Origin of the sequence: Arcobacter sp. CECT 8989, assembly GCF_004116715.1 — a bacterium.
Taxonomy (GTDB): Bacteria; Campylobacterota; Campylobacteria; order Campylobacterales; family Arcobacteraceae; genus Halarcobacter.
Genome location: NZ_PDKE01000009.1, coordinates 114,794 through 140,473 on the forward strand (window position 1 = coordinate 114,794; position 25,680 = coordinate 140,473).

Annotated in this window: 27 protein-coding genes; 11 read left to right on the forward strand and 16 right to left on the reverse strand. The window is 28.7% G+C overall.

Going from position 1 to position 25,680, the window contains the following annotated elements:
• Positions 1-75: 75 nt before the first annotated feature.
• The 7 genes from CRV02_RS09840 to CRV02_RS09870 all read right to left on the reverse strand — a co-directional run bounded on the left by CRV02_RS09840 (position 76) and on the right by CRV02_RS09870 (position 8,949).
• On the reverse strand, positions 76-2,421 hold the full coding sequence (locus CRV02_RS09840) for a TonB-dependent siderophore receptor (RefSeq protein WP_129090187.1): 2,346 nt from the start codon (positions 2,419-2,421) through the stop codon (positions 76-78).
• Positions 2,422-2,615: 194 nt separating this feature from the next.
• On the reverse strand, positions 2,616-3,101 hold the full coding sequence (locus CRV02_RS09845) for a hypothetical protein (protein ID WP_258239283.1): 486 nt from the start codon (positions 3,099-3,101) through the stop codon (positions 2,616-2,618).
• Positions 3,101-4,666, reverse strand: coding sequence for a PepSY-associated TM helix domain-containing protein (locus CRV02_RS09850; RefSeq protein WP_129090188.1), 1,566 nt, complete (start codon positions 4,664-4,666; stop codon positions 3,101-3,103). Before CRV02_RS09850 ends, CRV02_RS09845 begins: the two co-directional genes overlap by 1 nt.
• A 3-nt stretch (positions 4,667-4,669) precedes the next feature.
• On the reverse strand, positions 4,670-4,990 hold the full coding sequence (locus CRV02_RS09855; RefSeq protein WP_129090189.1) for a hypothetical protein: 321 nt from the start codon (positions 4,988-4,990) through the stop codon (positions 4,670-4,672).
• A gap of 134 nt (positions 4,991-5,124) precedes the next feature.
• On the reverse strand, positions 5,125-7,419 hold the full coding sequence (locus tag CRV02_RS09860) for a TonB-dependent siderophore receptor (protein ID WP_129090190.1): 2,295 nt from the start codon (positions 7,417-7,419) through the stop codon (positions 5,125-5,127).
• 90 nt (positions 7,420-7,509) lie between these two features.
• On the reverse strand, positions 7,510-8,472 hold the full coding sequence (locus CRV02_RS09865) for a FecR family protein (RefSeq protein ID WP_129090191.1): 963 nt from the start codon (positions 8,470-8,472) through the stop codon (positions 7,510-7,512).
• Positions 8,473-8,481: 9 nt separating this feature from the next.
• Positions 8,482-8,949: an RNA polymerase sigma factor gene (locus CRV02_RS09870; RefSeq protein ID WP_129085333.1), complete on the reverse strand. Its 468-nt coding sequence runs from the start codon at positions 8,947-8,949 to the stop codon at positions 8,482-8,484.
• Between the two features lie 156 nt (positions 8,950-9,105).
• Here CRV02_RS09870 and serS point away from each other — a divergent pair, with 156 nt between their 5' ends.
• On the forward strand, positions 9,106-10,344 hold the full coding sequence (gene serS / locus CRV02_RS09875; protein ID WP_129090192.1) for a serine--tRNA ligase: 1,239 nt from the start codon (positions 9,106-9,108) through the stop codon (positions 10,342-10,344).
• 5 nt (positions 10,345-10,349) lie between these two features.
• Here the strand turns inward: serS and CRV02_RS09880 are convergent, their stop codons facing one another.
• The 3 genes from CRV02_RS09880 to CRV02_RS09890 form a co-directional block, all read right to left on the reverse strand.
• Complete coding sequence (locus CRV02_RS09880; RefSeq protein WP_258239082.1) at positions 10,350-10,694, reverse strand: cytochrome C; 345 nt, start codon at positions 10,692-10,694, stop codon at positions 10,350-10,352.
• Positions 10,695-10,700: 6 nt separating this feature from the next.
• Entirely contained in the window at positions 10,701-12,692 is a 1,992-nt protein-coding gene (locus tag CRV02_RS09885; RefSeq protein WP_129090193.1) for an EAL domain-containing protein, read from the reverse strand.
• Positions 12,693-12,786: 94 nt separating this feature from the next.
• Positions 12,787-13,161 (reverse strand): hypothetical protein, encoded by a 375-nt coding sequence (locus CRV02_RS09890; protein ID WP_129090194.1) that lies wholly within the window; start codon positions 13,159-13,161, stop codon positions 12,787-12,789.
• 91 nt (positions 13,162-13,252) lie between these two features.
• Between CRV02_RS09890 and CRV02_RS09895 the strand changes: the two genes are divergently transcribed.
• Genes CRV02_RS09895 through CRV02_RS09915 form a run of 5 tightly spaced genes read left to right on the forward strand, consistent with a single transcriptional unit; the run spans position 13,253 to position 16,343 of the window.
• Positions 13,253-14,215, forward strand: coding sequence for a glycosyl transferase (locus CRV02_RS09895; protein ID WP_129090195.1), 963 nt, complete (start codon positions 13,253-13,255; stop codon positions 14,213-14,215).
• 35 nt (positions 14,216-14,250) lie between these two features.
• Positions 14,251-14,733 carry a hypothetical protein gene (locus CRV02_RS09900; RefSeq protein WP_129090196.1) on the forward strand — a complete coding sequence of 161 codons (483 nt, stop codon included), beginning with the start codon at positions 14,251-14,253 and terminating at the stop codon, positions 14,731-14,733.
• Between the two features lie 9 nt (positions 14,734-14,742).
• A complete protein-coding gene (locus tag CRV02_RS09905) occupies positions 14,743-14,991 on the forward strand; it encodes a hypothetical protein (protein WP_129090197.1) in 249 nt (82 codons plus the stop codon).
• Positions 14,992-15,040: 49 nt separating this feature from the next.
• Entirely contained in the window at positions 15,041-15,673 is a 633-nt protein-coding gene (locus tag CRV02_RS09910) for a LysE family translocator (RefSeq protein WP_258239083.1), read from the forward strand.
• Between the two features lie 7 nt (positions 15,674-15,680).
• On the forward strand, positions 15,681-16,343 hold the full coding sequence (locus CRV02_RS09915; RefSeq protein ID WP_129090198.1) for a VTT domain-containing protein: 663 nt from the start codon (positions 15,681-15,683) through the stop codon (positions 16,341-16,343).
• 37 nt (positions 16,344-16,380) lie between these two features.
• Here CRV02_RS09915 and CRV02_RS09920 read toward each other — a convergent pair whose 3' ends face one another.
• The 4 genes from CRV02_RS09920 to CRV02_RS09935 form a co-directional block, all read right to left on the reverse strand.
• Entirely contained in the window at positions 16,381-17,109 is a 729-nt protein-coding gene (locus CRV02_RS09920) for an amino acid ABC transporter ATP-binding protein (protein WP_258239084.1), read from the reverse strand.
• Between the two features lie 27 nt (positions 17,110-17,136).
• Positions 17,137-18,216, reverse strand: coding sequence for an amino acid ABC transporter permease (locus CRV02_RS09925; protein WP_129090199.1), 1,080 nt, complete (start codon positions 18,214-18,216; stop codon positions 17,137-17,139).
• A 2-nt stretch (positions 18,217-18,218) separates the two neighbouring features.
• Positions 18,219-19,403, reverse strand: a complete 1,185-nt coding sequence (locus CRV02_RS09930) for an amino acid ABC transporter permease (protein ID WP_258239284.1) — start codon at positions 19,401-19,403, stop codon at positions 18,219-18,221.
• A gap of 75 nt (positions 19,404-19,478) precedes the next feature.
• On the reverse strand, positions 19,479-20,495 hold the full coding sequence (locus tag CRV02_RS09935; RefSeq protein WP_129090200.1) for an amino acid ABC transporter substrate-binding protein: 1,017 nt from the start codon (positions 20,493-20,495) through the stop codon (positions 19,479-19,481).
• A 232-nt stretch (positions 20,496-20,727) separates the two neighbouring features.
• Here CRV02_RS09935 and moaA point away from each other — a divergent pair, with 232 nt between their 5' ends.
• A complete protein-coding gene (gene moaA / locus CRV02_RS09940) occupies positions 20,728-21,696 on the forward strand; it encodes a GTP 3',8-cyclase MoaA (protein WP_129090201.1) in 969 nt (322 codons plus the stop codon).
• Between the two features lie 4 nt (positions 21,697-21,700).
• Here moaA and CRV02_RS09945 read toward each other — a convergent pair whose 3' ends face one another.
• Complete coding sequence (locus CRV02_RS09945) at positions 21,701-22,525, reverse strand: hypothetical protein (protein ID WP_129090202.1); 825 nt, start codon at positions 22,523-22,525, stop codon at positions 21,701-21,703.
• A gap of 165 nt (positions 22,526-22,690) precedes the next feature.
• Between CRV02_RS09945 and rpsO the strand changes: the two genes are divergently transcribed.
• The 3 genes from rpsO (at position 22,691) to CRV02_RS09960 (ending at position 24,565) form a co-directional block, all read left to right on the forward strand.
• The gene (rpsO, locus tag CRV02_RS09950) at positions 22,691-22,963 is read left to right on the forward strand and encodes a 30S ribosomal protein S15 (protein WP_129085347.1); all 273 of its coding nucleotides are present in this window, start codon (positions 22,691-22,693) and stop codon (positions 22,961-22,963) included.
• A 151-nt stretch (positions 22,964-23,114) separates the two neighbouring features.
• A complete protein-coding gene (locus tag CRV02_RS09955) occupies positions 23,115-23,516 on the forward strand; it encodes an Rrf2 family transcriptional regulator (RefSeq protein WP_129085348.1) in 402 nt (133 codons plus the stop codon).
• Positions 23,513-24,565 carry a DHH family phosphoesterase gene (locus CRV02_RS09960; protein ID WP_129090203.1) on the forward strand — a complete coding sequence of 351 codons (1,053 nt, stop codon included), beginning with the start codon at positions 23,513-23,515 and terminating at the stop codon, positions 24,563-24,565. Before CRV02_RS09955 ends, CRV02_RS09960 begins: the two co-directional genes overlap by 4 nt.
• On the opposite strand, the gene CRV02_RS09965 is transcribed toward CRV02_RS09960, so the two are convergent.
• The gene (locus CRV02_RS09965) at positions 24,562-25,425 is read right to left on the reverse strand and encodes a GyrI-like domain-containing protein (protein WP_129090204.1); all 864 of its coding nucleotides are present in this window, start codon (positions 25,423-25,425) and stop codon (positions 24,562-24,564) included. The genes CRV02_RS09960 and CRV02_RS09965 overlap by 4 nt on opposite strands.
• A 128-nt stretch (positions 25,426-25,553) precedes the next feature.
• On the opposite strand from CRV02_RS09965, the gene CRV02_RS09970 reads away from it, so the two are divergent.
• Positions 25,554-25,680, forward strand: a 127-nt coding sequence (locus CRV02_RS09970) for an OadG family protein (RefSeq protein ID WP_258238984.1), incomplete at its 3' end; no start/stop codon positions are given.

The window sequence follows — 25,680 nt, forward strand, 5'->3', positions numbered from 1 at the left end:
CCACCTTTATATTTTAATATATATTATCATAATCAATATGAAATAGGGTTTAGTGTTATTTAAACCCTATTTTTCTTAGAATGTATACTTTAATTTAAAATTGAAGCTTCTTGGCTCTCCATAATTTACTCCAAAACTATGAACTGATGAATAATATTTCTTGTCAAATAAGTTGTTTATATTTAATTGTCCTGATAAATTTTTTGTAAAGTTATACTCTCCGAATAAGTTTGCAAGCAAATATGCTTCTTGTCTTGCATCACCTTCAAAAGCAGCAGATTTCCAATTTACTCCACCACCTATACTAAATTTATCTTTGTAATATTTAGCATTTAATTTAAATTGTTTATTTGGATTACTTGTATTCATTTTATTATTTTGAGCATCTTCAAGTTTAAAATAAGAGTAACCTAAAAGTAGTTGTATTGAATCTGTTAAATCTCCTGCAACTTCAAATTCAACTCCTTTACTTGTTGAACCTTCAACTGCTTTGTATGCTCTTTCTCCTGTACCTTGAATTACTCCATCAACTTGACCAATATTATCTTGTTCAATTCTAAATAAACTAAGAGTAGTATTTAGTTTGTTATTTAAAAATGATGCTTTAGCACCAATTTCATAGTTTACTCCTTCAACAGGTTCAAGAAGTTTTGCTTCTTGATTTCTTAAATTTTGAACTTGAAAAATTTCAGTATAGCTTCCATATAAAGAGTAAATATCATTAATATTATAAATAATACCTGCATAAGGAATAATCTCATTTTTGTATTCTAAATCAATCTCATTTCTTCTTAATATTCCTTCTTCTTTGTAGTTAGCTAATCTTGCACCTAAAATAACTTTTAAATCATCACTTAATGATAACCTTGAAGCCACATACAGACCAGTTTGTGTAACTTTTGAGTCATCAAAGGTATCAAAGTCAACCCAATTAGGTTCATCTGCTCTACTATTGTTATAAGTATTTATAGCTGGACTATCATAGTTCCAAGCATATTCTGTATAGTTTTTAGTTTTGCTTATTGAGTATCCCATTAAAAATTCATGTTCCAAATTAAATAACTCAAAGGGTACTGAAGTATAAATATCAAAACTGTCTGTTTTAGTTTCTCTTTCTGGATAATATGCTTGTACAAAGTTTACAAGTCCTGCTCCAGTATTTTTATTTAATGCTTGATTTAGTGTTCCCCAAACAGCACCATTTACTAAGGTGTTCTTTTCAGGCAAACTAAAATTTGTATGAGTATATGTAGCATGAACTTTTACATCATTATTTAAATAGTGTTCTAGTTCAATGAAGTGAGATTTTTCAGTAGAGTCCTTGTATGTCCAATCACTTCCAAGCCAAGTCGATCTATCTAAAGAAGTTGTTTTTGAACCATCACTAAAAGTAACTGGTAATAATGACCTAATTGAGTTATCTACTCGTGTATTAACATATGAACTTCCTAATGTCAGAAGTGTCTTATCAGATAAATCAGCTTCAATTGTTCCAAATAGAACTTTCTTTTCTTCTTCTATTTCATCAATAAAAGAATTCTCTTCTTCATATGAAGCAATTAGTCTACCTCTTATTGTACCTTTATCATTAAGTTTCGACATTAAATCAATTTGAGTTTTATATTTATCCCAGCTTCCAGTTTCTAATGAGATTGAGGAGTTGAACTCTTTACTATATGCTTTTTTTCTAACTAAGTTAATAGTTGCAGAGGGTTCTCCAGTTCCAGAAAGAAGTCCAGTTGCACCTCTGACTATTTCAACTCTATCATAGATTGATAAATCTTGTGCTTTTGCAGTACCTCTATTTGGCATATATCTATTTATGCCATTAACTTGAAAGTTTTTTATTTCAAAACCTCTTGAGTAAAATGTTGGAGTTGAACCATTATTTTTGTCATAAGATATTCCTGTAGCAATATCAGTAATATCCTCTAAGTACTCAACTCCTATATCATTTAATTGTTCATTTGTAAGGACTGAAATACTTTGAGGTGTATCTTTTATTGAGAGATTCATTTTGGTAGCACTATTCATATTTGTAATAGTATAAGAGTTAGATGTCTCAGTGGTATTATAAATGTTTTCTACAATATTAACCTCACCTAAGCTACTTTTTTCAAGTTTAGTAGTATTTTTTTCTTTTATAAAAATAGTATCATTTTCAATTGTTGAGCTAAGATTTGTTCCTTCAAGAAGTTTTTTTAGTGTCTCTTTTAACCCTTTAATATTTTCAATATTTTTTGCTTTTTTATCTTCAATTAGCTTACTATTAACGATATATGGAATATCTGCTTTTTTAGAGATAATTTCTATTGCTTCTTTAAGAGTCTTATTTTTAATAGTAAAAGTATCTGTTGCATGTAAATTTGTTAATAGCAATAATGCTAACCCTGGAGCAATAAAAGATTTTTTTATTGACATTCTATTTCCTTGTATTTGATTTTGATAACCGTTATCTAATATATTAAGACGATAATATTCAAAAAAACGGTAAAAAAATATAAAGAAATTTTAAAATTTATATATTTGTAAAAAAGAGCTTGTTGATTATTTTGTCTGGCTCTATATTTATTGTTTAATAAACAGTAAATACAGAGCTTTCATTTGTTAAATTTTTATTTCTTTAACTGAGCAGTTAAGATTTTTGTATTTCTTGCACTAAAGTATAAAGTAAGAGCAAGAAGAACAAAGGCTATTGAAAATAGTACTATAACAGAAGTACTAATTAATGCTCCATGTTGATTTTGAGAAAGTTTTTTACTTGTATTTTCCGTTGATGTTTTTTTAGTAAAACCTTCAAGGGGAGCAAAACCTTCTTTTACAACAGTATGTCCAGGTCCTCCATCAAGAACTACTTGGTACTGCTCTTTTGGAATCTCAATTGTAAGTTCACTCTCATCTGGAAGTCTTTTTTGATATAGTACTTCTCCTGAAATTAGTGACTCAAGTTTAACTAAAGCACCAACAGTTTTCTCTCCTGTACTAAAAGCTCCAACTACTGTTATTGTATTGTCTTCATTATCAATAACATCCATAAGTAAAGTATGAGCACTTAGGTTTAAACTTAATAGTAAAAAAACAAGTATTGATTTTATTTTCATTATTTATCCTTTTTTTTAGAAAATAGAAGTTTAAATTCTTCTCTATCTTTTGGTATTTTAAATCCTACAAATAGAAGTAAAAGTCCAAAAATAAATAGGGCAATATCAACATTTAAGATGATAAACATATTGTTTGTAAATAGTTCAATAGGAGAAAATCCAGATACATAAAAATGAACAAGTGGTGTTATCATAAATAAAATTGCACCTAAAACTAAAAACTCTTTAGCAGCTTTAAAAGAACAAATTCTATAAAAAGCCCAAGTTAAAGTACTAAGCCATGCAATAAAAAATAGTCCTTTTTGCCAAAACATCCTATCTTGCATATCAAATGGTAAAAGCCATTGAAGTAAAAAGATAAATCCAGTTGCTGGTATAACTCCAATCATAACTGTTAAAGATAGTTTTCCAAACCAGTGATAAAAGGGAATTTTATTATCAAACTTTTTAGCTTTTTTCTCTAAGAAAAGCATAACTCCAAAACCAATTGCAACTCCACAAATAGCCATGATAATTGCAATGATAGTTCTTACAAAAATATCAACTCCAAAAAGCAAGTGTAAGAAATATAAAGTATCTGCAAACATACTTGTCCAGTTTCCATCTAATACTTTTTTGTACTCAATCAAACTTCCATCAACACCACTTAAAACAATAACAGGATTATTAAATACTCCATTTAGAAATGGAAAGTTTGGATTATATCCCGTAAGTTCAACTTGGGCAGAACTATCTTTCCAGTTGATAAGTTTTATTTTGTCAAAGTTGATACTTGGATTTACATCTTCTGCTTTTTGAATAAGTTCACTAATTGGAAGCATAGAAACTTGTTCATTATTTTTTTCTACTAAAGCTCTTTGAGGCTTTAGTACTGGACCAACTGCTTGCCAAGTATTTGAGATTTCCCCTTTTGAAGAGATATATGTCATTAAAGTTGAGCCTGAATATCCAATATTCATATAAGCCCCTGTAAGAGTAACTATTACAAAAGGAGCAAATAACCACATAAAAACTTTTCTATGGTATTTTGAAAATTTTCCTTGATGATTTTTAGGGTTATTGTTATATTTTAAATAATAAACTTGAATAAGTCCACCAATAATTAAAAGCATAACAGAAACAGCAACAAGACCAAATACAAAATATCCAACACTCATAAAAGGTCTTCCATAGTGCATATGATTTAAAAATCTTGCTAATTGAGAGTTGTCACCTTCATCATTTACTTTTTCCATAGTTTTTGGATTAAAAACAACTGGTTCCACAAACATATGATTTACTTTTAAAGCTGGGTCGTTAAAGTATCCAGGAAGTTCTATAATAATATTGTTTGTAGGAAAGTTTGGGTCACTAATAACTGGGTCAATCATTTTTGAGTAGTTTATCTCTTTGATATTTGCAGCTTCAAAGTGTCTTGAAGGTTTTTCCCATGTTTGAATATAGGGTAAAAAAATTGCAAAAATACCAAAGAAAACACATAAGTACATAAATAATGAGGCACTAATTCCTACACTTACATGTATTCTTTGAAGTCTTTGTTTAAATAGTTTACTTGCATTTTCCATAGATTAACTTCCTAAAATAAAAAATAAAATTCCAATAGCACATATTAAACTAGGAATAAAAACCCTTTTAAGTGCAATTAGTTTTGTGTGAGATAGGGCTATCCAAAAAGAGAAAACTGCCCATAGTAAAGTATAAAGGTATATAGGAATAACAAGGGATTCTCCTAAGGGAACAGGTGTTAAAAAGCTTAATAAAGTCATAAATAAATAAGAGACTAATAGTCCACCAAAGATAGAACACAAAGTTCTAAATAAACCAATCTTTTTTCCGCTATTTTCAGGAGTTGAGAGATTTTTGTATATAGTTTTAAAATTTGAATTCAACAATAATACCTTTATTTAATTTTGAGAATTATAATCATTTAAGTTAAATTAATACTTAATACTAAAGCTATCATGATAAGTAGTTTTAGATGTAATTAGTTGAGTACTACAAGGTGTAGACTCAACTAAAAATTTTAAAAGTTAATTTGTGCAGAAACTATGAAAGTTCTTCCTTGTCCTGCTACTCTACCAATTGGACTTACATCAACACCTCTAAAGTAATAATCTTCATCAAAGATATTGTTAACTCCAAAGCTAAGATCTGCTGTAAAGTCACTGTTTAATTTAACTTCCCTTGAAACTTTTGCATTCCATAGAGTATATGAAGGAACTTCTCCATATTGCCCATTTGCTGATTCTTCTTTTGTATTAGCACTATCAGAAAATGCTTTACTAATATAAAGACCTGTTAGGTTGAATTTATTTTTATTGTATTCATAATCAGATGAGATACTAAATTGATGTTTAGCTACCCAAGGAAGTTGATTCCCTCTATTATCACCTGTTAATTGTTCTGTATCAAGATATGTATATCCTAATGCAAACTGTGTATTATCGCTTGGTTTAAAATTGATTTGAGTTTCAATACCTTGGTGTCTAGTTTCTCCAAGATTTTTAAAAGATTGTGTACTAGCTACATACTCAATTTGGTCTTCATAATCAATTCTATAAAGTGTACTTCCAATACTAAATTTACTATTTGGTTCATATCTAAATCCAACTTCATAGTTCCACGCAAGTTCAGCTGCTAAATCACCATCTTTTCTTACTTGTGCTACTTGTGGAGATTTAAGAGATCTTTGTGCATTTGTAAATAAAAATAGGTCATTTGTTGCTTGATAACCAATACTTAAACCTGGAAGCCAAGACCTCATATCTTTTCTTTTATCTGCAAGTGGGTCATTACTTAAGTTATCACCAAAATCAGTATCAATTTTTTCGTATCTAATACCTGGAGTAACTTTTAATCTTCCATCCATTAAAGAGATAGTATCACTTAAATAAGATGCTACTGCATCTGTTTTGATTTTCCAATCTCTAAGAGTACCTTTCACTCCATCGCTAAATTTTGTTTGGTGTAATAAGTAATCAACATCTTCTTTTACATATCTTGTTCCGAAAGTAACTTTGTGATTAGATTTTTCAAAAGTAAATCTAGGTTCAGTTCCAAAAACATCAATTTCTCTGTCGGCAACTCTTACAGAATCAGCTGTTCCTGGAGTAAATGAAGAACCTGATGTATTCCAACCCCAATCAAATCTTCTTTCACTTTTTTGTGCATAGTTCATCCAGTAAAACTCTGTATCTTCTGTAGGATTAAGTTTATATGTTACAGAAGCTCTTTTTGTTTTTCCATGAAATTCATCATGTGGTCTTTGTGAAGAGCTTTTATCATCTTTATAATCTTCTGGCAGTTGTGCACCTGGTAAGTTGGCATCAGCTTTGTAGTATTGGATATTTGATTTGATTTCACTATTATCTGTTGGGAAATACTCTAAATCAAATATATAGTTATTTACATTTGTATCAGAATGGTCTCTAAATGATTCTCCGTTTATATTATTGTATTGAAGTTGTAATCCTAAATTGTCATTTATAAAACCACCTGTTCTAAAATAAGTATCAGTTAAGATATTTCCATTATCAGCTGAGTGTACTGTTCCTTTTATTGTAGAAGAAGGTTTTGTTGAAATAGGTTTTGTAACAAAGTTTACAACTCCACCAACATTATTTGGACCATAGTGAACTGCTGCTCCACCTCTTACAATATCAATTGTTTCTAAAGTTTCCATTGTAATTGGAAATAGTGAAAAACTAGAGTGGCTATAAGGAGCGATTGCTGCAGGGATTCCATTTACCATTGCATTTAAGTTTGCACTTCTTCCTGGTTTTAATCCTCTTAATGAGATATTTGGAAGAACACCAGTTCCTGTTTCATCTTGAATTTGAATACCTGGTACAACTCTTAAAGCGTCTTCAATATTTTTTGCAGCTGTTTTATTTAATGTCGCAGAATCAATAATTGTTCTTGCTCCACTATAAGTTTTTACATCTTCATAACTTGAATTACCAATCCAATTTCCTTGAACTTCCACTTGTCCTAAGTTGTTTGAAGCACTATTTTCTTTTTTATGTACTCTTTTTTTTCTAATTAAAATAGTCTCATCTTCAATAACTGCTTCAAGGTTTGTATCTTTAAGTAGTTCTTTAAAAGCTTTTTCAATACCTTCTATATTTTTAAAGTTTGGTGCTTTTTGATTTTTTAATAGTTTTGCATCAACCATATATGACATATTTGAGTCTTTTGATAATTGTTCAATCGCTTTTTGCAAAGATAGATTTTCAACTGAATATTGTTTTGCATATAAGCTTGTTGATAAAGCAAGAGCTAACATTGGTGCAATCAATGTTGATTTCTTTTTAATCATTTGTGTCCTTTAGTTTCTTTTTAGTATTAAGAATGATTATTAAAATTATTCTTTTCGATAATAAGACGGATGAATAAAAAAAATCAGACATCAATTTTCAAAAAATTTTATTTTTTTGTTTTTCTTTTCTACTTTAAGTGCATAAATTTTTGGTATAGCTTTAATAAAAGAATCAAATTCATTTAGTTGGAACTTCCCTGTTATAGCAGTTTGTGAAATATCATAATTTTCAAAGCTAGCTTCGATTTTATTGTATCTTGAAAATTGTTTAATAGCCTCTTGTAAAGGAGTGTTATTAAATAAAATATATCCTTCTTCCCAGTTTGCTATTTTATTTGTTTGAATTTTATTTAAAGATAATATGTTTGAATTCTCATCTAATAAAAGAGAATCCTCTTTTTTTAATAAAGCTATTGTTTCATATTTATTATTGTTTTCCTTTGATATTTTTACAAGACCCTCTTTTACTTTTATAGAAATCTTATTATCAAATTTATCAACCTCAAAAGCTGTACCTAAAACTTTTATTTGAGTATGGTTTACCTTTATAGTAAAGACTTTTGTTTTATCTTTTGCAACATAAAACATTGCTCGACCTTCGTTAAACTTTATTTCTCTTTTGTTTTTAAAATAGTTAACTTCTATATCAGAGTTTTTATCTAAAACTATTTTTGTATTATCAGGTAAAAGAATATTCTTATTAATACTATTTTGTGAAACTAGATGATTTGTATAAGTAGGAGAAACAAGTTCATTGTATTTGAAACTTCCAAAACCAAGGGCTAAAATAAATATTGCAGCTGCTGCTAAGGGTTTTATTTTTTCAATTATCTTTGTTTTTTTTGCTCCTTCTTTCGCTTTACAGGCCAATTCATCTTTTAATTGAGAAGGAAGAGATTTAAATGCCTTTCTAATAGATTTATTCTCTTCGTATATTTTTTTATGATTTTCATTTGAGTTTAACCAAAAGTTTAATTCACTTTTTTCTTTTTCATTTAAACCTTCTTCTTCTCTTGTAAGCCAAGATATAGCTATTTGTTCGATACTTTTCATATTTGGCTCCTAATAATTGTTCATTTTGTTTTTGATTTTTTCACTGGCTCTAAGAATATTTTTCTCAACTGCAGCGATACTTATACCCATCTTTGAAGAGATTTCTTTTCTAGAGTATCCTTCAATTACGTGTAAAATAAAGGCTTGTTGACATTTTGGTGGAAGGCTTTGAACTATTTTCATCATTTGTTCATATTGGTTTGATTGTACTACTTGTTCATGGGGTTGCTCTTCTTGAGGAATACTATGTTCCTCTTCTTCATAAAGAGTTTCAGATGAGCTTTTCTCTTTTCTTGATTGGTCTATTACAATATTTCTTGAGGTTTTGTATAAATAGGCTCTTTCATTATCAATATTTGAACTCTTGTTTACATATAATAATCTACTATAAGCTTCTTGGATAACATCCTTTGCTCTATCCTTGTCACCTACCATTCTTTGAACATAATATACTAACTCTTGATAATATTGAAGCACGTTAAATAAAATCCTTTTTGATTTTGAGAAATATTATCATAATTAAAATTTGAAAAAAGTTAGAAATCAAAATAAATTCCTTTAATAAAAACTTGCAAAGCAACCACATAGAAAAAATTAGATATAATCACGAAAAATTAAACGCGAAAGATTAAAATGATTGATGTAAGAGAACTACAAAAAGATTTTGAAACTATGGCAACTGCACTTAAAAGAAAGGGTGTAGAACAAGAGGTTTTAGATAATTTAAAAGTATTAGCGCAAGATGCAAAAGCAAAAAGACAAGAGATGGAAAATGTTACTGCTGAGCAAAATAAATTATCTAAAGAGTTTGGTAAATATAAAAAAGAAGGTCTTGATATTGCACCTTTACAAGCTTCAATTAATGAATTAAAATCTAAAAAACAATCAATGGAAGATGAAGTAAGAGTTTTAGAAGAGAAGTTAACTTCTATTGCACTTGGTGTTCCAAATCTTCCAGATGCAAATGTTCCAGATGGTGCAGATGAAGAAGAGAATGTAGTATTAGAAACTATTGGTGAAAAACCTCAATTCTCTTTTGAACCAAAAGAACACTGGGATTTAGATAATGGTTGGTTAGACTTTGAAAGAGGTGTTAAATTAGCTAAATCAAGATTCTCTGCTATAAAAGGTCAAGGTGCAAGATTAGAAAGAGCACTTATTAACTATATGTTAGACTTTAACAGAGAAAGAGGTTTTGAAGAGTGGTATGTTCCTTTTATGGCAAACTCTAATACACTTCAAGGAACTGGACAGCTTCCAAAGTTTGAAGATGATTTATTTAAAATTGAAGGTGAAGATTTATACCTTATTCCTACAGCAGAAGTAAGTCTAACAAACCTTTATAATGATGAAATTGTTCCAGCTGAAGAGTTACCTTTAATGTTAACTTCTTATACTCCTTGTTTTAGAAAAGAAGCAGGAAGTGCAGGAAGAGATACAAGAGGACTAATTAGACAACACCAATTTGACAAAGTTGAAATGGTTGCTATTACAAAACAAGAAGAGTCTCAAGAAGTATTTGAAAAAATGGTTTCTTGTGCAAGTGATTTATTAAGCTCACTTGGACTTGCTCATCAAAAGGTACAATTATGTACGGGTGATTTAGGTTTTAGTGCAGCTACAACTATTGACTTAGAAGTTTGGTTACCAGGTCAAAACAAATATAGAGAAATCTCTTCAATTTCTAATACTAGAGAATTTCAAGCTAGAAGAGCAAAAATCAGATATAAAGATGGAAAGAAAAACATCTTAGCTCATACATTAAATGGTTCATCATTAGCTGTTGGAAGAACTTTATTAGCTATTATGGAAAACTATCAAAATGAAGATGGAACTGTAACAATTCCTGAAGTTCTTAAAAAGTATTTATAAGAGCTTTAATTTTCTTCATTAAACTTCATATCATAAAGATAACTTGAAATTATTTCAAGTGTATCTTTATCATAGCCTAATTCAGGCATCAACTCATATTTTTTTATCATATCTAACATAATTGAAGTCTCTTCTTTTGGTTTTAAAACCCAAGAACTCATATATGAAACAAACTCTTTTTTCTCTGAAAAGGCTTCTTTGTATCTAGTAACAACTATCTTTAGTGATGGTGCTGATATACTTTTTGTTTTGTGATGACATGTTGTACAGTTTCCTTCAAGAAGTAAGCTTCCATAGGAATTAGCATTGGCAGATAAAGAAAAAAGAAGAACTAAAAAGAGATACTTCATTTTTATTTAGATTAGTTTCTCAGGTTTACCAAAATAGTAACCTTGCGAGTAATCAACTCCGATTTCATTTAAGATATTATAAATCTCTTCATTTTCTACATACTCTGCAATTGTTTTAATATTTTGCTTTTTAGCAAAAGTTACAATAGTTTCAACTAGGTTTCTACTAAAGCTATCAGTTTCAATATTTTTGATTAAACTTCCATCAATTTTTAAAATATCAGGCGTGTATTCTAAAAGTCTTTCAAAGTTAGAATAACCACTTCCAAAGTCATCAATTGCAATTTTTACATCTCCAGCTTTCTTAACATCTGAAATAAAGTTTTTAACTGTATTGAAGTCTTTAATATTTTCATCTTCTAGTAATTCAAAGGTTACTCTACCTTTGTATTTATCCTTTGAAACAAGTTCTATTAGTTTGTTTCTAATAGCATTGTTTTCAATATCTAAAACAGAAAGATTAATACTTACATTGTGCTCAATATGATCTAAAACATTAAATGAACTCTCAATTACTCTGTTTGTAATTTTTGTGTAGTATGCACCTTTTTTAGATACATCAAGGAAGAAAAATGGTGATACTGTTTCACCTTCTTCATTGATAAGTCTTACAAGAGATTCATATTTAATCGTTTGTTTTGTTTGATTATCAATAATTGGTTGAAAATATGAGATGATTTTAAAATTATCAAGGGCTTTTTTTACCATATGAATAGTCTCAATATTTTTTTGAGCATTCTTTTGAGCTTCATCTACTAGATTATTTGCAAAGATTAAATTCATATTTGTTTCAACAGCTCTTTCTATGCCATATTTAGCATTTTCAAATAGGTTTTTTTCTCCTACACAGTAGCTAACTATTAAAGAGATATCGTATTCAATATTATCAAGTTTTATTGTTTCTTGTTTTGTATTTATTATTAGCTCACTTAAGATATTCTCTATCTTTTTTTGTGCTTTATCTAATCTTGTATAATCACAACTTAGAGCAAATAAACCATCCCCAAGTTTGTAAATTTTTTCAAAAAATTGTCCTTCTTTTGGAAGTAATGCAACAATTGCATTTGCTAGGGTTGTTTCTATCTTTTCTACACTTTTTGTATCGTAAAACTTATCTAAAATATCAAAGTTTTCTATTTGAATAAGGGCTAAAAATGATTTACTGCATGAGTCTAAACTAGCAATAAGCTGTTTCTTCTCACTCATTATTTGTGTAATATCATCTCTTAAAGCCATATATTCAACTATTTCACCTCTGTTATCAAAAATTGGTTTTATAGTAGATTTTACAAAATAGCTTTTTCCATTTTTTGTTAGGTTTTTAATAATACCTGTCCAAGGTTTTTTCTCTTTTTTTATTGTTTTCCATAGGTTTGCAAAAAGCTCTTTTGGATTATCTGGGTGCCTAACTATATTGTGAGGTCTTCCTACTAGTTCAATTTCAGAGTAACCAGAGATTTCACAAAAGTTATCATTTACATAGGTTATCATTCCACTTGGATCAGTTTTTGAAATAATAGAACTTTTATTCGTAATATCTTTATATTGATTCAAAATCGCAATATTTTTATCATTTTCTTTTATAAGATTACATTTATTGATTACGTTTAAAAGGGCATTGTAAAGTTGGTCTAGTTCAAGTGGTTTTAGTATAAAACCATCTATCCCTGCAATAATAGCATCATTGATAAGTTCTCTATCATTTTGGGCTGTAATAATTATTGATGGAATACTAAAGTTTATTTTTCTAGCTTCTTTTATAAAATTTATTCCATTCATTACAGGCATATTTATATCTGTAATAATTAAGTCAATTGTTGGGTCTTTTTTAAAAATATCTAATGCTTCTTGACCATTTTCAGTTAGTATAACAGTTGGAAAAATTGTTTCTAAAAGTTTTGCTATATTTAGCCTGACTTCATAATCATCCTCTACGTAAAGAACTTTAATATCTTTAGCTTCATTTATTAGATTTTCTAACTGTAATTTATTGACCATTATTACTCTTTTTTATTTTGTATCAAACATTCTACAAAAAATAAAAATAAAAATCAAAATTAAACGTTAGTTTTTAGTTATATTTTATAAATAATCACTTTATGTATGTCTTGCGGTCGTATATTTTATTATTTATTGTTATTATTAAATAACCTTTTATGACATTATAGTGCTTGAACTTCATAATTTCTCCCACTTTAATATTATTTTTATTATAAACAGATTTAGAAGATTGATAATGACCTCTTGAATTTCCAATAGTTACGTGGGGAATATCAGTTTTAAATCTAGAGTTTACAAAGACTTCAGTTATACAAATATTTTTATAGTCTTTATTGGTAACTCTTTTATTTTTTATAATTTCTTTGTTTTCATCTTTATCATAAATGGCTAAAGCATAAGCATTATAGATTTTAGAGTTGGCAAAAATTGAGCTAATGAGTATTAATAGTAATAATGAAACTTTCATAATGGTTTATTCTACAATATAATTGCATATTTTTTGTGATTTAATTAACTTTTTGTGTTAAAATACAAAAAATATTTTATCTAGGACATTTATGAATTTTTTTAAATATATAAAAGCCGTTGGAACGGGACCAAAATCAAATAGAGATTTAACAAAAGAAGAAATAATTGAAGCTATTCAAGGGATATTAGAACAAAAATGTGAACCTGAACAAGCTGCAGCTTTTTTAATGCTTTTAAGAGTGAAACTTGAAAGTGAAGAAGAGTTAGCTGGCTGTTTACAAGCCTTTGACAAATATATTAAAAGAGAAAATATTCCAGAATCTATTGAATTAGGTTTTTCATATGATGGAAAAACAAAACAACCTTATCTTTTCCCTTTATATGGAAAGATATTAAAAGAGTTTTTTGAAAAAAACAATCATATAAAACCACTTGATATTGTTATTAGTGGAGATTTTTGTCAACCAGCAAAAGAGGGAATTACTGTAAAAGATATTGCTACAAATATTGAGTTAGAAGACAATATTCATTTCTTTGATAGAAAAGATTATTTCAAAGAGTTATCTGATTTAACTGAACTTAGAAAAAAACTTTATATGAGAACAGTATTTAATACAACAGAAAAACTTTTAAATCCTGCAAACTCTAAATACTCAATTACATCAGCTTTTCATAAACCATATGTAGAAAAATACACAAAACTTTTTGGAAGTAACTATGAAAACCTTTTAGTTTTAAAAGGGAATGAAGGTACAACAGAAGTTTTCTCTAACTTCAAATATTGGGTAAATGAAAATGGGAAAATCGAAGAAAAGAGTGTTGATTTAAAACAATTAGATATTAACTATACAAGAAAATTTGAAGATATCTCTTTAGAGCAAGCAATAGCATTTATTCAAAATCCTGATAAGGAGACAATTAAATTAGCTAAGCTAAATGTAGCTATTTTACTATTTGCAGCAAATAGAGTTGATTCAATAAATGAAGCCTATAATATGTTAAACGAAGAAAAGAAAGGATTTTTAAGCTTCTTTAAAAACTTATTTTCATAATATATAGTATTATATATTTAAGGATAAGTTATATTATGAGTCTTGTATCTGGTTTATTTAATACTTTTTTTAATCCTGATAAAAAAACAAAAGAAGAAATTTCACAGAAAAATAAAGATGAGTTTTCTTCTTTTTTTGAAAATGTTAATTATCAAGAGTTACTAAATGACACCCTTGATACGATGAGTGATTTAGAAAAACAAGCTCACCTTGAGACACTTAAAGTTTTAAAAGAAATAGGTCTAAAAGAGGATGAACTTTATATTATCAATTTTCATATTTTAAATAAAAATAGTCTAAATCATGAACTTCCTTTTACAGAGGAGGAAGAAAAACTAATTGAAAAATATGACTCTTTATTTGATTTTGCATTAGATACTATAAAAGACAGTAGAAAAAGACAATTAGGTTTTAAGAAGCTTCAGACTCAAACAAATATTACTGATGTTATGTTAAAGTCTTTAGATATACATAATAATAAAACAAGTCAAGAATATATTCTTAAAGTTGAATCATAGGAGAAAAGAATGGGTTATCACGATTTATTTTCAGGTTTTCAAAATAGTCTTAGTTATATGGGGCAAGCACAAGGTAGAATACAAGAAGGGTTTTATCGAGCCTATGATAAAGAAAATCCTATAACACCACAGCAAAGTGCTGATTTCACTTCTGCTTTTGTAGAAGAAGATTTTGCAGCAAGACTTGCAGAAGCTCAATTAAAAGCATTGAAGTCTCATGATGAGATGACTCAAACTCTAATTAATATAAAATCTTAAATAAACGAAAATTACTTTTTAAGTATAATATCCTTTTTATAAAGGATTTATGCTGTTTGACTTATTAAACTTAACATTATTAGCTGTTTTTATTCCTACATTTTTTATTGTTTCTATTACTCCTGGTATGTGTATGACCTTAGCTTTAAGCATGGGAATGAGTATTGGTTTAAAAAGAACATTTTTTATGATGTATGGAGAACTTATTGGAGTAGGGTTGGTTGCTAGTGCATCTGTTATTGGGGTTGCAACCATAATGCTAAAATACCCAACTATATTTTTAGTTTTAAAGTATGGTGGTGGAGCTTATTTAGCTTATCTTGGTATTCAAATGTGGATGTCAAAGGGAAAAATGGCTGTTAGTTTAGATGAGTGCTCTTATAGTGTTTCTAGAAAGAACTTAGCCCTACAAGGGTTTTTAACAGCAATTGCAAATCCAAAAGGTTGGGCATTTTTCATTGCTTTACTTCCTCCTTTTATCGATAAAAATTTAGAATTAGCTCCACAGCTTTCCGTTCTACTTTTAATAATACTGTTCTTAGAGTTTATGTGTTTGATTATCTATGCAAGTGGTGGAACAACTCTTAGAAAACTTTTACAAAATAGTAATAATGTAAAACTAATAAATAAAATTGCAGGAACTATGATGATAGGAATAGGAATTTGGCTAGCTTCTAGTTAAGAGTAAAATGAAACTACTAATCAAATCTATTCTAATTTTAGCAACTATTTTTACAACAACACTTCTTATTATAAAGTTTAGTGGAGTTTTAACTGTTGAAGATATAAAAGAAATCTTCGCTACATTGAAGTCACAACCTTCTTATATCTTGGGAGGTTTAATTGTTTTACTTCTTTTTATAGATTTATTTATTGCCGTTCCAACTATGACAATTATTATTCTAGCAGGGTATTTTATTGGTTTTGAATTGGCTGTGTTTTATACTTTTTTAGGACTTTTTTCAGCTTCTTTTACAGGCTACTTTTTATCAAGAAAACATGGCAAAAAAATTTTAGATAAACTTTCAAGTGATGAAGAACAAAAGTTAGAGATGACAGAACTTTTTAATAAATATGGAGTTTTGGTTTTGATTCTTTCAAGAGCTGTTCCTATGCTTCCTGAAATCTCTTCATGTTTAGCGGGAACTTGTAAAATGTCTTTTAAAAGATTCTTTTTTGCTTGGTCTTTAGGAACTATTCCATATTTATGTGTGATTGCATATGCAGGTTCTATTTCCAAACTTGATGATCCTATGCCTGCTATTTATGCAGCATTAGGTGTGACATTTGTTTTTTGGTTTTTATGGCTAATTTTTATGAAAAAAAATGGAATAAAGCTAAGAAATAAATAGTTTAATTCACAAAGAAAAACTCTTTGTGAATTAAGTTTTAGTGGTCTAAAATTTGTTCTAAGAATAGTTTTAACCTATCAGATTGAGGATTTTCAAAGAATTCTTCAGGGGTATTTTCTTCTACAATTTGCCCTGCATCCATAAAGATAACTCTATCTGCAACCTTTTTTGCAAACCCCATCTCATGTGTAACACAAACCATAGTAATACCTTCATCTGCTAATTCAACCATTACATCAAGAACTTCCCCAATCATCTCTGGGTCTAGTGCTGAAGTTGGTTCATCAAAAAGCATTATCTCTGGATTATTACAAAGACATCTTGCAATTGCAACCCTTTGTTGTTGCCCACCTGATAATTGATTTGGATATTTATGAGCTTGCTCTGCAATTTTTACTCTTTCTAAATAGTGCATTGCAGTTTCAATAGCTTCATTTCTAGGTTTTTTAGATACCCACGTTGGAGCAAGAATCAGGTTTTCTAAGATTGAAAGGTGAGGGAATAGGTTAAAGTGTTGGAAAACCATTCCTACATGAGTTCTAATCTCTCTAATTCTTTTTACATCTTCTGTTAATTCTAAACCATTTATAACAATTTGTCCTTCTTGGAATTGTTCTAGTCTATTCATACATCTAATAGTAGTAGATTTACCAGAACCAGAAGGTCCACAAATTACAATTTTCTCACCTTTTTTTACTTTTAAATTAACATCTTTTAAAACGTGGAAATCACCATACCACTTATTTACATTGTTCATTTCTATCATATATTCTAATTCACTCATTATATTTTCCTATTTGTGATCTGTGTTAAATTTTTCTTCAATTGATTTAGCATATTTAGACATACTAAAACAGATAACCCAGTAAATAAAGGTTACAAATACATATCCTTCTGTTTCAAATCCTAACCAATTTGGGTCTGTTGATGTTAATGTAACCATTGCTAAAACATCAAATAATCCAATAATTAATACTAATGTTGTATCTTTAAATAAAGAGATAAATGAACCAACAATATTTGGAATTGAAATTTTAAGTGCTTGAGGTAAAATAATTAGCCCCATCGTTTGCCAATAATTTAACCCTATTGAATCAGCAGCTTCATATTGACCTTTTGGAATAGCTTGAAGACCACCTCTAATAACTTCTGCAATATAAGCAGCTTGGAAAAGTGTAATACCAATTAATGCTCTAAGAAGTTTATCAAAGTCCATATTCTCTGGAAAGAATAGTGGTAAAATAACAGATGACATGAATAATAGAGTAATTAAAGGAACACCTCTAATAAACTCAATATACATAACACTTATTGTTCTAATAATTGGCATATTTGATTGTCTACCAAGAGCAAAAACAATACCAATAGGGAAAGAAACAATAATACCAACAGCAGCTACAACAATAGTAAGTAGTAATCCACCCCATTTAGTTGTAGGAATAATCTCTAAACCAAAACCACCGTAAAGTAAAACTACTGAGATAATAGGGAAAGAGATAATAATAAATGCTCTTGCAAGAGTATTATTTATATTTCTAAATCCAATTGTATATAAAATAAAGATTGCAAGTACTAAGTTTGGTCTCCAGTATTGTTCTTCTGGATAGAAACCATAGATAAACTGATTGAATTTTTCATAAATAAAAATCCATCTAGCACCATCTTTTGTAATCTCTTCTTTTGTTCCACTCCATGTTGCATCAAAAATCATCCAATCAAGTAGAGGTGGAACCGTTATATATAAAAGTATAAAAGACAGTATTGTTAAAATAGAACTTGTAATATCTGAAAATAGATTCTCTTTTAACCAGTGAACTAATCCTTTTGTTCCTGAAGGAGCAGGACGAGCTTGTTTTGTTTCATAAATTGCCATCTCTATCTCTCCTTAATCTTTATTTTTTCATTAATATAGTTCATGATAATTGAGATAACTATACTAATTGTTAAATAAACAGCCATTGTCATTAGAATAATTTCAATTGCTTGTCCAACTTGGTTTAAAGAAGTTCCTGCGAAGATTGTTACTAACTCTGGGTAACCAATTGCCGTGGCTAGTGAAGAGTTTTTAGTCAAGTTAAGGTATTGATTAATCACAGGTGGAATAATAACCCTTAATGCTTGTGGTAAAACAACTTTTTTTAAGATTATATGTTCTTTTAATCCTAATGCATGAGCTGCTTCTTTTTGTCCCTTTGGTACTGCTTCAATACCAGCACGTACAGCTTCAGCAATATAGGTTGCTGTATAAATACTAAGAGCAAAAGCAAGTGCAAGAAGTTCTGGAATTAAAGTCCAACCACCTCTAAAATTAAATCCTTTAAGTTCTGCATACTCTAAAGTAGCAGGTGTTCCACTTACAAAGAATACTAAAGTTGGTGCAGCTATTAAAATAGCTAAAGAAGTCCAAACAACAGGAAACTCTTCTCCTGTTTCATCATGTTTTTTTCTTGCCCATTTTACTAAATAAGCACATGCAACAACTGCTAAAATAAAAGCAATGATAACAGCTATAAAACCACTTTCTAAAATAGGTTTAGGAATATAAAGACCTCTATTATTAAAGAAAATAGAATCAAAATAAGTGATTGATTGCCTAGGACTAGGCAGTGAAGCTAATACAACATTATACCAAAATAGTATTTGTAGAAGAATAGGAATATTCCTAAAAGTTTCAACATATACCATACAAAGTTTAGAAATCATAAAGTTTTTAGAAAGTCTTCCAATTCCAATTAAAAGACCAAGTATTGAAGCAAAAAATATACCAATAGCAGAAACTAAAATAGTATTTAATAAACCAACAATAAAAACTTTTCCATGAGAGTTTGATTCATCATACTCAATAAGTGATTGTACGATTCCAAATCCGGCTTCACTACTTAAAAAGTCAAACCCTGTATTAATCCCACGTTTTTCAATATTTATAAACATATTATTTAAAATAAAATATGTAAATATAAATATCCCTGCAAGTGCAAGTATTTGATAAATGATAGCTCTTTTTTCAGGATTGTTATAAAAGGCTACATTTTCCTGAGGTTCTTTTTTTATTTTTTTCATTTTTTTACCTTGTCATTAAAAGAAGAAGAAAATCTTCTTCTTTTGTATTAAATAAAATAAGTATTTCTACTTTTCTTATCTAATTGGTGCTCCATATTGTAAACCACCGTCTTTCCAAAGTTTATTTAGACCTCTGTCAATTTTTAATGGAGAGTCTTTTCCAACATTTCTATCAAATACTTCTCCATAGTTACCAACTTGTTTGATAATATTATAAGCCCATTTTGCATCAAGACCCATTTGCTCACCAATATTTGATGAAGTTCCTAATAATCTTTTTACATTTGGATTATTAGATTTTAACATCTCGTCAACATTTTTAGAAGTAATACCTAACTCTTCTGCATTTAACATTGCAATATGAGTCCATTTTGCGATATTAAACCATTTGTCATCACCTTGTCTAACAACAGGACCTAAAGGCTCTTTTGAAATAATTTCAGGTAAAACAATTGCAGAATTTGGATCTTTTAGTTTTGTTCTTAAAGCATATAATTGAGAAGCATCAGAAGTAATAACATCACATCTTCCAGCTTTAAAACCTTCAATTGTTTGAGCTGTAGTATCATATGTAATTGGAGTATACGCCATGTTGTTTGCTTTGAAATAATCAGTTAAGTTAAGCTCAGTTGTAGTTCCTGCTTGAATACAAAATGCAGCTCCATCAAGCTCTTTAGCTGATGTTACACCAAGGTCTTTCTTTACCATAAAACCTTGACCATCATAATAGTTTGCACCAATGAAGTTTAATCCTAAAGAAGTATCTCTTGTTGCTGTCCAAGTTGTATTTCTTGAAAGAACATCAATTTCACCACTTTGTAAAGCAGTAAATCTCTCTTTTGCATTTAAGTGAGCATATTTAACTTTAGATGCATCACCTAAAACTGCTGCCGCAACAGCTTTACAAAAATCAACATCTATACCTTTCCAAACACCATCTGTATCAGGAGCAGCAAATCCAGGAAGACCAGTATTTAGTCCACAACTTAAGTAACCTTTCTTCTTCGTATCGTCAAGTGTATCTGCCATAGATACCGATGCAGTCATTGCTAAAGCAGCAAGACTTAATGTAACAGTTTTAAGTAATTTCATCATTTCATCCTTTTTTTATTTTTCACAACAAAATTATATATTCTAAATATAGCAATTGTGTAGCAAATACAATTATATTGTAAAAAATTACCTACTTTTTAGAATTTTTGTATAATTAATGTGCAATTTTGATATTACTTCCTTCTTATTTAATATGTAAATTAGCACCTAAATATTTGTCAAATTTAAGGGGATTTATATTAAGCTTAGGAAAATTTAAATTGGAGCATTTATGCTAGTAGATGGATTTGGTAGAAAAGTAGACTATCTAAGGGTTTCAGTTACAGAAAGATGTAACTTTAGATGCCAATATTGTATGCCAGAAAAACCATTCTCTTGGGTACCTAAAGAAGAGTTATTAAGCTATGAAGATTTATTTGAATTTATAAAAGTTGGAATAGACGAAGGTATCAAGAAAGTAAGAATTACTGGTGGAGAACCTTTATTAAGAGAAGGTTTAGAAAACTTTATAGAAATGATAGCTACATATAAAGAAGATATAGATTTAGCACTTACAACAAATGGGTTTTTATTAGACCAAGCAGCACAAAAACTAAAAGATGCAGGACTTAAAAGAATTAATGTTTCTTTAGACTCATTAAAAGAAGATGTAGCTGCAAAAGTAGCACAAAAGAATGTTTTAAAAAAGGTTCTAAAAGGAATTGAAGCTGCTGATAAAGTAGGTTTAAAAATAAAAATAAACTGTGTACCTATGCAAGGAATAAATGATACAGAGTTAGTTGATATTTTAGAATTCTGTAGAGAAAAAGGTTATCCTGTTAGATTTATTGAGTATATGGAAAACTCTCATGCAAAAGATACTGCAAAGGGTTTAACAAGTGATGAAATTCAAGAAATAATTAGAAAATCATATAACTTTACAAAAGAAGAAAGAACTGGTTCTTCACCTTCTCAAGATTATAAATTAGAAGATGGTTATGTATTTGGTATTATTGAACCTCATAAAGATGATTTCTGTGCAACATGTAATAGAATTAGATTAACTGCAAGTGGTGTATTAATTCCATGTTTATATTTTGAAGATGCACAAAGTATTAAAGAAGCAATTCAAGCAAGGGATATCAAAAAAGCAGCTGCTATATTAAAAGATGTTTTAGCAAATAAACCAGAGAAAAACAAGTGGTCATCTGAAGACTCTACAGAGACTTCAACTAGAGCATTTTATGAAACAGGGGGATGATAGGTTAGAAACCTATTTTCTTTCTTTTCCCTAACTCTTTTAGTGTTTTAAGTTCTTGCTTTCTACTTACATTATAAAACTCTACAAATAGTCCTATAGCATTTGATTTTAAATGAATATGAGAATCTTTAATTGTATCACTAGCTACTAAGTATTCATTGTTTACATTCTTTTCTACTTTTTTATAATCATCATAAAGAGTCTCAATTTGTATTTTAAGAGATAAGAACTCTTTTCTATTATCTGAGATAATTCCAACATAATAAGAATTACCTGCTTTTTTAGTAAACTTTTGATTTGTTTTACTTGTATCAATATTTAATTCTTTAATAAGTTGTGCAAACTTGATATCTTGATGTTCACCTAAATCATTATCTAATAAAAATTTACAAACTTCTTCTGATTTTTTTAATCCAAAGTCATAAGTTATACCATCAGTTAAAACTACTTCTGAGTCATCTTTTAGTAAAAAAGTAACTTGAAAAGATGAGTAGAAGTTTCCAAGTAGATAGTTTATTTCTGTTTTAATATCTTTAATATCTTCTAATTTAATTTTCTCTTCTTTATTCTTTTTATTATTGTCACTAAAGTGCCAAGAAATAAATGTATCATCAATATTTATATCAATAGTTCTTTTTATAAATGTTACATAAACAGTAGAAGCGATTTGAAAAGCACATAATGCAAGTGCAGCAAAAAAAAGAATAGAGTAGATTCCACCTTGTTGAATATGACCTTGATACATTACTGATGCAAATAGTGAGAATGCAACAAGCATAAAAAGTTTGTATGAGTAGGCTTTATCTAAAGTTAGTTTCAGTGATTGCATTTAATGACCTTTTCTTTGTGTTTGTGTATTATAGTTTACTTTGTTTAAATTTAACTAAGATTTATAGAAAATTAGTTTTTTCCTTAAAGAAAGATTAATATAGTTTAAGATAAAATCCGGTTCCACTTTATAAAAGTGAGATAATATACCTATTAGGAGGTCATTATGGCTTTAGATCAGGACGTAAAAGCAGAAATTATTGCAAAATACAGAAGAGAAGATAACGATACAGGTTCAGCAGAAGTACAAATTGCACTTTTAACAGAGCAAATCAAAGTATTAACTGAGCACTTAAAAACAAACAAAAAAGATCACTCATCAAGATTAGGTCTTTTAAAAATGGTTGGTAAAAGAAAAAGACTTTTAGCATATTTAAGAAAAACTGATTATTCAAGATTCACTTCATTAATTGCAGACTTAGGAATCAGAGCTAAGTAATTTATAGCTTTTAAAAGAGTAAAAAAGGTTGCAAGATTTCTTGCAACCTTTTTTTTTGAATTAAACATAAAGATAAAAATTAGTTTTTATTAATAATAAAGATTAATAAATCTTCTTGTAGAATATTTAGAAAAATATTATTAGGGAAAAAATGTTACTAACTAAAAAGAGCGAATATGCTTTACTTTCTTTGATTTCTATTGCAAAAAGTGATAGCCCAAAGAATGTTGATGTTTTATCAAAAGAATTAAATATTCCTAAATCTTTTTTAGCAAAAATAATGCAAAACCTTGCAAAAAACAATATTGTACTTTCTCAAAGGGGAGTTAATGGAGGTTTTGTTTTAAAGAAACCTTATGATGAAATCACTATTTTAGAGATTACAACAGTTGCAGAGGAAAAGATACCATCGGTATTTGAATGCTCTCCTTCTGTTACATCATGTCCTCAAGATATAGCAAATGCATGTAGCGTTTGGCCATTATTAAATAATCTACAAGGCAAAATAAATGACTTTTTAGGAAGTCTTACATTAAAGGACATTGCTACATGAAGCTTTTTCATTTATCTCATACAGATTTAGATGGATTTAGCTGTCAATTAATCACAAAAGAGTACTTCAAAGAAGGTTTTTTCTATAACGCTAATTATGGTTTAGAGGTAAAACTTTCACTTAAAAAGATTTTAGAAGAGATAGAATCTTTAAAAGATGAAGAGATTCTTTTTTTAATTACAGATTTAAATTTAACACTTCAAGAAGCTAAGGACTTAAACAAAAGTATTGAGGCTTTAACTGCTGATGGATATAACATCAAACTACAATTATTAGATCATCATGCAACTGGTGAAAAAAGTGCAGCAAAATATGACTGGTATTATTTAGACATAAAAAGATGTGCTGCAAAAATCACTTATGATTATATGCTTGAAACATATGATGCATTTGATGAAGAGACTAGAAAGTGGTTAAAACCACTAATTGATAGTGTAAATGCAATTGATATCTGGCTAGACCATGAGACTCAAAACTTTGAATTTGGAAAAGTATTACTTACAATGATTAGTAAAGTAAGAGAAATAAACAATGTTTTATTTGCTGATTTAAACAGAGAGTTTAGACTTCATTTATTAAAAGAAGCATCAAGTTTCTTAGACAAAGAGAATGGAAATATTCTTTTAGATGATAGTATTCATAGCTTAAAAAAAGAGTTTCTAAAACAAGATGGAGTTGATGATACAATAGATAACCTTGCAGCAAAATATTTAGTTCACTCTTTAGAGGGACTAAAAGATGAGTTAACTGTAACTTATAAAGGACATAAAGGTTTATTGACTTATACTTTAGGTTCTATTTCTATTCCTGCAAATGCATTTTTAAAAGCAAATCCAGATTTTGACTTTTTTATTGATATTAGTAAAAAAGGAAATACTTCATTCCGTGCAGATGGAAAAGTTAATGTTTCTTTAATAGCTCAAAAACTAGCAAATGGCGGAGGCCATGTTAATGCTAGCGGTTGTAAATTTGATGATTTCAAAGAAACAATTAATTACAATGATGTGAAAAAGTATATTCAAGGTAAACTTGATTCACTATCGGCTTAAAATTTAACAGATACATAAAAACTTAGCTCAAACTTATCATCATCGCTTAAGAAATTATTCTTTTTATATACAGCGTATGATGGTTTAGTTGTTGTTTCATATCCACTTTTTAATAACCACTCATGATAAACCCAGTGAATAAATTTTAGCATATCACCATGGTTACCTACTAAATCAAATTTTGCATAAACACCTTTTGCAATTTTAAACTTAGGAAGCTTCTCATTATAGGCATCAGTTTTTACACAAGCAATATATTGGCACTCATTTAAGTGAGTAATTGTAGGATTATCATGAAGTAGGGCAATTTGTTTATACTCTTTTATATCAGAGCTTAAAATCCATGTTTGAAGTTTTTGCCAAGTCTGTTTAATATTTACGTTGTAGCCTTTATTTCTTATATAATAACTCTCTAAATAAGGCATTTTAACTATCTTGGGTTCTAAGTTTGAGAAATCAGCCGTAGATTTTAATGCAAACTCTGATTCTTCTAAAATTCTATTTGAATACTCTTTGTATCCATTATTTCTCCACTCTTTAGGAGAAAAGTCAAATCTATTTTTAAAAGCTTTAATAAATGAAGATTGAGAACTATATCCACAAGAGTTTGCAATATCAGAAATTGTAGAGTATCTATTTGTAAGTAAAAGGTTTGCCGCTTTTTGTAATCTAATTGATTTTATGCTTTCATAGATGTTTTTCCCAAAAGCTTCTTTAAAGATTCTATGCATATGGAATTTACTAATTTGTAAGTCATAACTTAACTCCTCAATATCTATGTGAGTATCGATATGAGTGTAGATGTAGTAAAGAATATCATTTGCAATTCTAGTTCTTTTTTCCAATGTTTCTTTTTTCATGGTAACCATTGTAGCACTATTGAACTAAAAAAATAGCACGGTTGAACAATAAAATTAGCACAAAAGAAGAAGAAAAAGTTTTATTATTTGATTACAATAGATTATCTAAATTGAACTAGAGGAAAAACATGGAAACAAACTTAATTGCGGAAGCAGTAAAGTTTATGGCATTAGGTATGGGAATAGTGTTTATATTCCTAATAGTAATGATCTATGCTTTAAAACTGCAAGCAAAAATAATAGGGAAGTATTTTC

Excerpts from the sequence above, each read along its gene's own strand:
- CRV02_RS09840 (WP_129090187.1), bottom strand. The coding sequence starts at position 2,421 with ATGTCAATAAAAAAATCTTTTATTGCTCCAGGGTTAGCATTATTGCTA.
- CRV02_RS09845 (WP_258239283.1), bottom strand. The coding sequence starts at position 3,101 with ATGAAAATAAAATCAATACTTGTTTTTTTACTATTAAGTTTAAACCTA.
- CRV02_RS09850 (WP_129090188.1), bottom strand. The coding sequence starts at position 4,666 with ATGGAAAATGCAAGTAAACTATTTAAACAAAGACTTCAAAGAATACAT.
- CRV02_RS09860 (WP_129090190.1), bottom strand. The coding sequence starts at position 7,419 with ATGATTAAAAAGAAATCAACATTGATTGCACCAATGTTAGCTCTTGCT.
- CRV02_RS09865 (WP_129090191.1), bottom strand. The coding sequence starts at position 8,472 with ATGAAAAGTATCGAACAAATAGCTATATCTTGGCTTACAAGAGAAGAA.
- serS (WP_129090192.1), top strand. The coding sequence starts at position 9,106 with ATGATTGATGTAAGAGAACTACAAAAAGATTTTGAAACTATGGCAACT.
- CRV02_RS09880 (WP_258239082.1), bottom strand. The coding sequence starts at position 10,694 with ATGAAGTATCTCTTTTTAGTTCTTCTTTTTTCTTTATCTGCCAATGCT.
- CRV02_RS09885 (WP_129090193.1), bottom strand. The coding sequence starts at position 12,692 with ATGGTCAATAAATTACAGTTAGAAAATCTAATAAATGAAGCTAAAGAT.
- CRV02_RS09890 (WP_129090194.1), bottom strand. The coding sequence starts at position 13,161 with ATGAAAGTTTCATTATTACTATTAATACTCATTAGCTCAATTTTTGCC.
- CRV02_RS09895 (WP_129090195.1), top strand. The coding sequence starts at position 13,253 with ATGAATTTTTTTAAATATATAAAAGCCGTTGGAACGGGACCAAAATCA.
- CRV02_RS09900 (WP_129090196.1), top strand. The coding sequence starts at position 14,251 with ATGAGTCTTGTATCTGGTTTATTTAATACTTTTTTTAATCCTGATAAA.
- CRV02_RS09905 (WP_129090197.1), top strand. The coding sequence starts at position 14,743 with ATGGGTTATCACGATTTATTTTCAGGTTTTCAAAATAGTCTTAGTTAT.
- CRV02_RS09910 (WP_258239083.1), top strand. The coding sequence starts at position 15,041 with ATGCTGTTTGACTTATTAAACTTAACATTATTAGCTGTTTTTATTCCT.
- CRV02_RS09915 (WP_129090198.1), top strand. The coding sequence starts at position 15,681 with ATGAAACTACTAATCAAATCTATTCTAATTTTAGCAACTATTTTTACA.
- CRV02_RS09920 (WP_258239084.1), bottom strand. The coding sequence starts at position 17,109 with ATGATAGAAATGAACAATGTAAATAAGTGGTATGGTGATTTCCACGTT.
- CRV02_RS09925 (WP_129090199.1), bottom strand. The coding sequence starts at position 18,216 with ATGGCAATTTATGAAACAAAACAAGCTCGTCCTGCTCCTTCAGGAACA.
- CRV02_RS09930 (WP_258239284.1), bottom strand. The coding sequence starts at position 19,403 with ATGAAAAAAATAAAAAAAGAACCTCAGGAAAATGTAGCCTTTTATAAC.
- CRV02_RS09935 (WP_129090200.1), bottom strand. The coding sequence starts at position 20,495 with ATGAAATTACTTAAAACTGTTACATTAAGTCTTGCTGCTTTAGCAATG.
- moaA (WP_129090201.1), top strand. The coding sequence starts at position 20,728 with ATGCTAGTAGATGGATTTGGTAGAAAAGTAGACTATCTAAGGGTTTCA.
- CRV02_RS09945 (WP_129090202.1), bottom strand. The coding sequence starts at position 22,525 with ATGCAATCACTGAAACTAACTTTAGATAAAGCCTACTCATACAAACTT.
- rpsO (WP_129085347.1), top strand. The coding sequence starts at position 22,691 with ATGGCTTTAGATCAGGACGTAAAAGCAGAAATTATTGCAAAATACAGA.
- CRV02_RS09955 (WP_129085348.1), top strand. The coding sequence starts at position 23,115 with ATGTTACTAACTAAAAAGAGCGAATATGCTTTACTTTCTTTGATTTCT.
- CRV02_RS09960 (WP_129090203.1), top strand. The coding sequence starts at position 23,513 with ATGAAGCTTTTTCATTTATCTCATACAGATTTAGATGGATTTAGCTGT.
- CRV02_RS09965 (WP_129090204.1), bottom strand. The coding sequence starts at position 25,425 with ATGAAAAAAGAAACATTGGAAAAAAGAACTAGAATTGCAAATGATATT.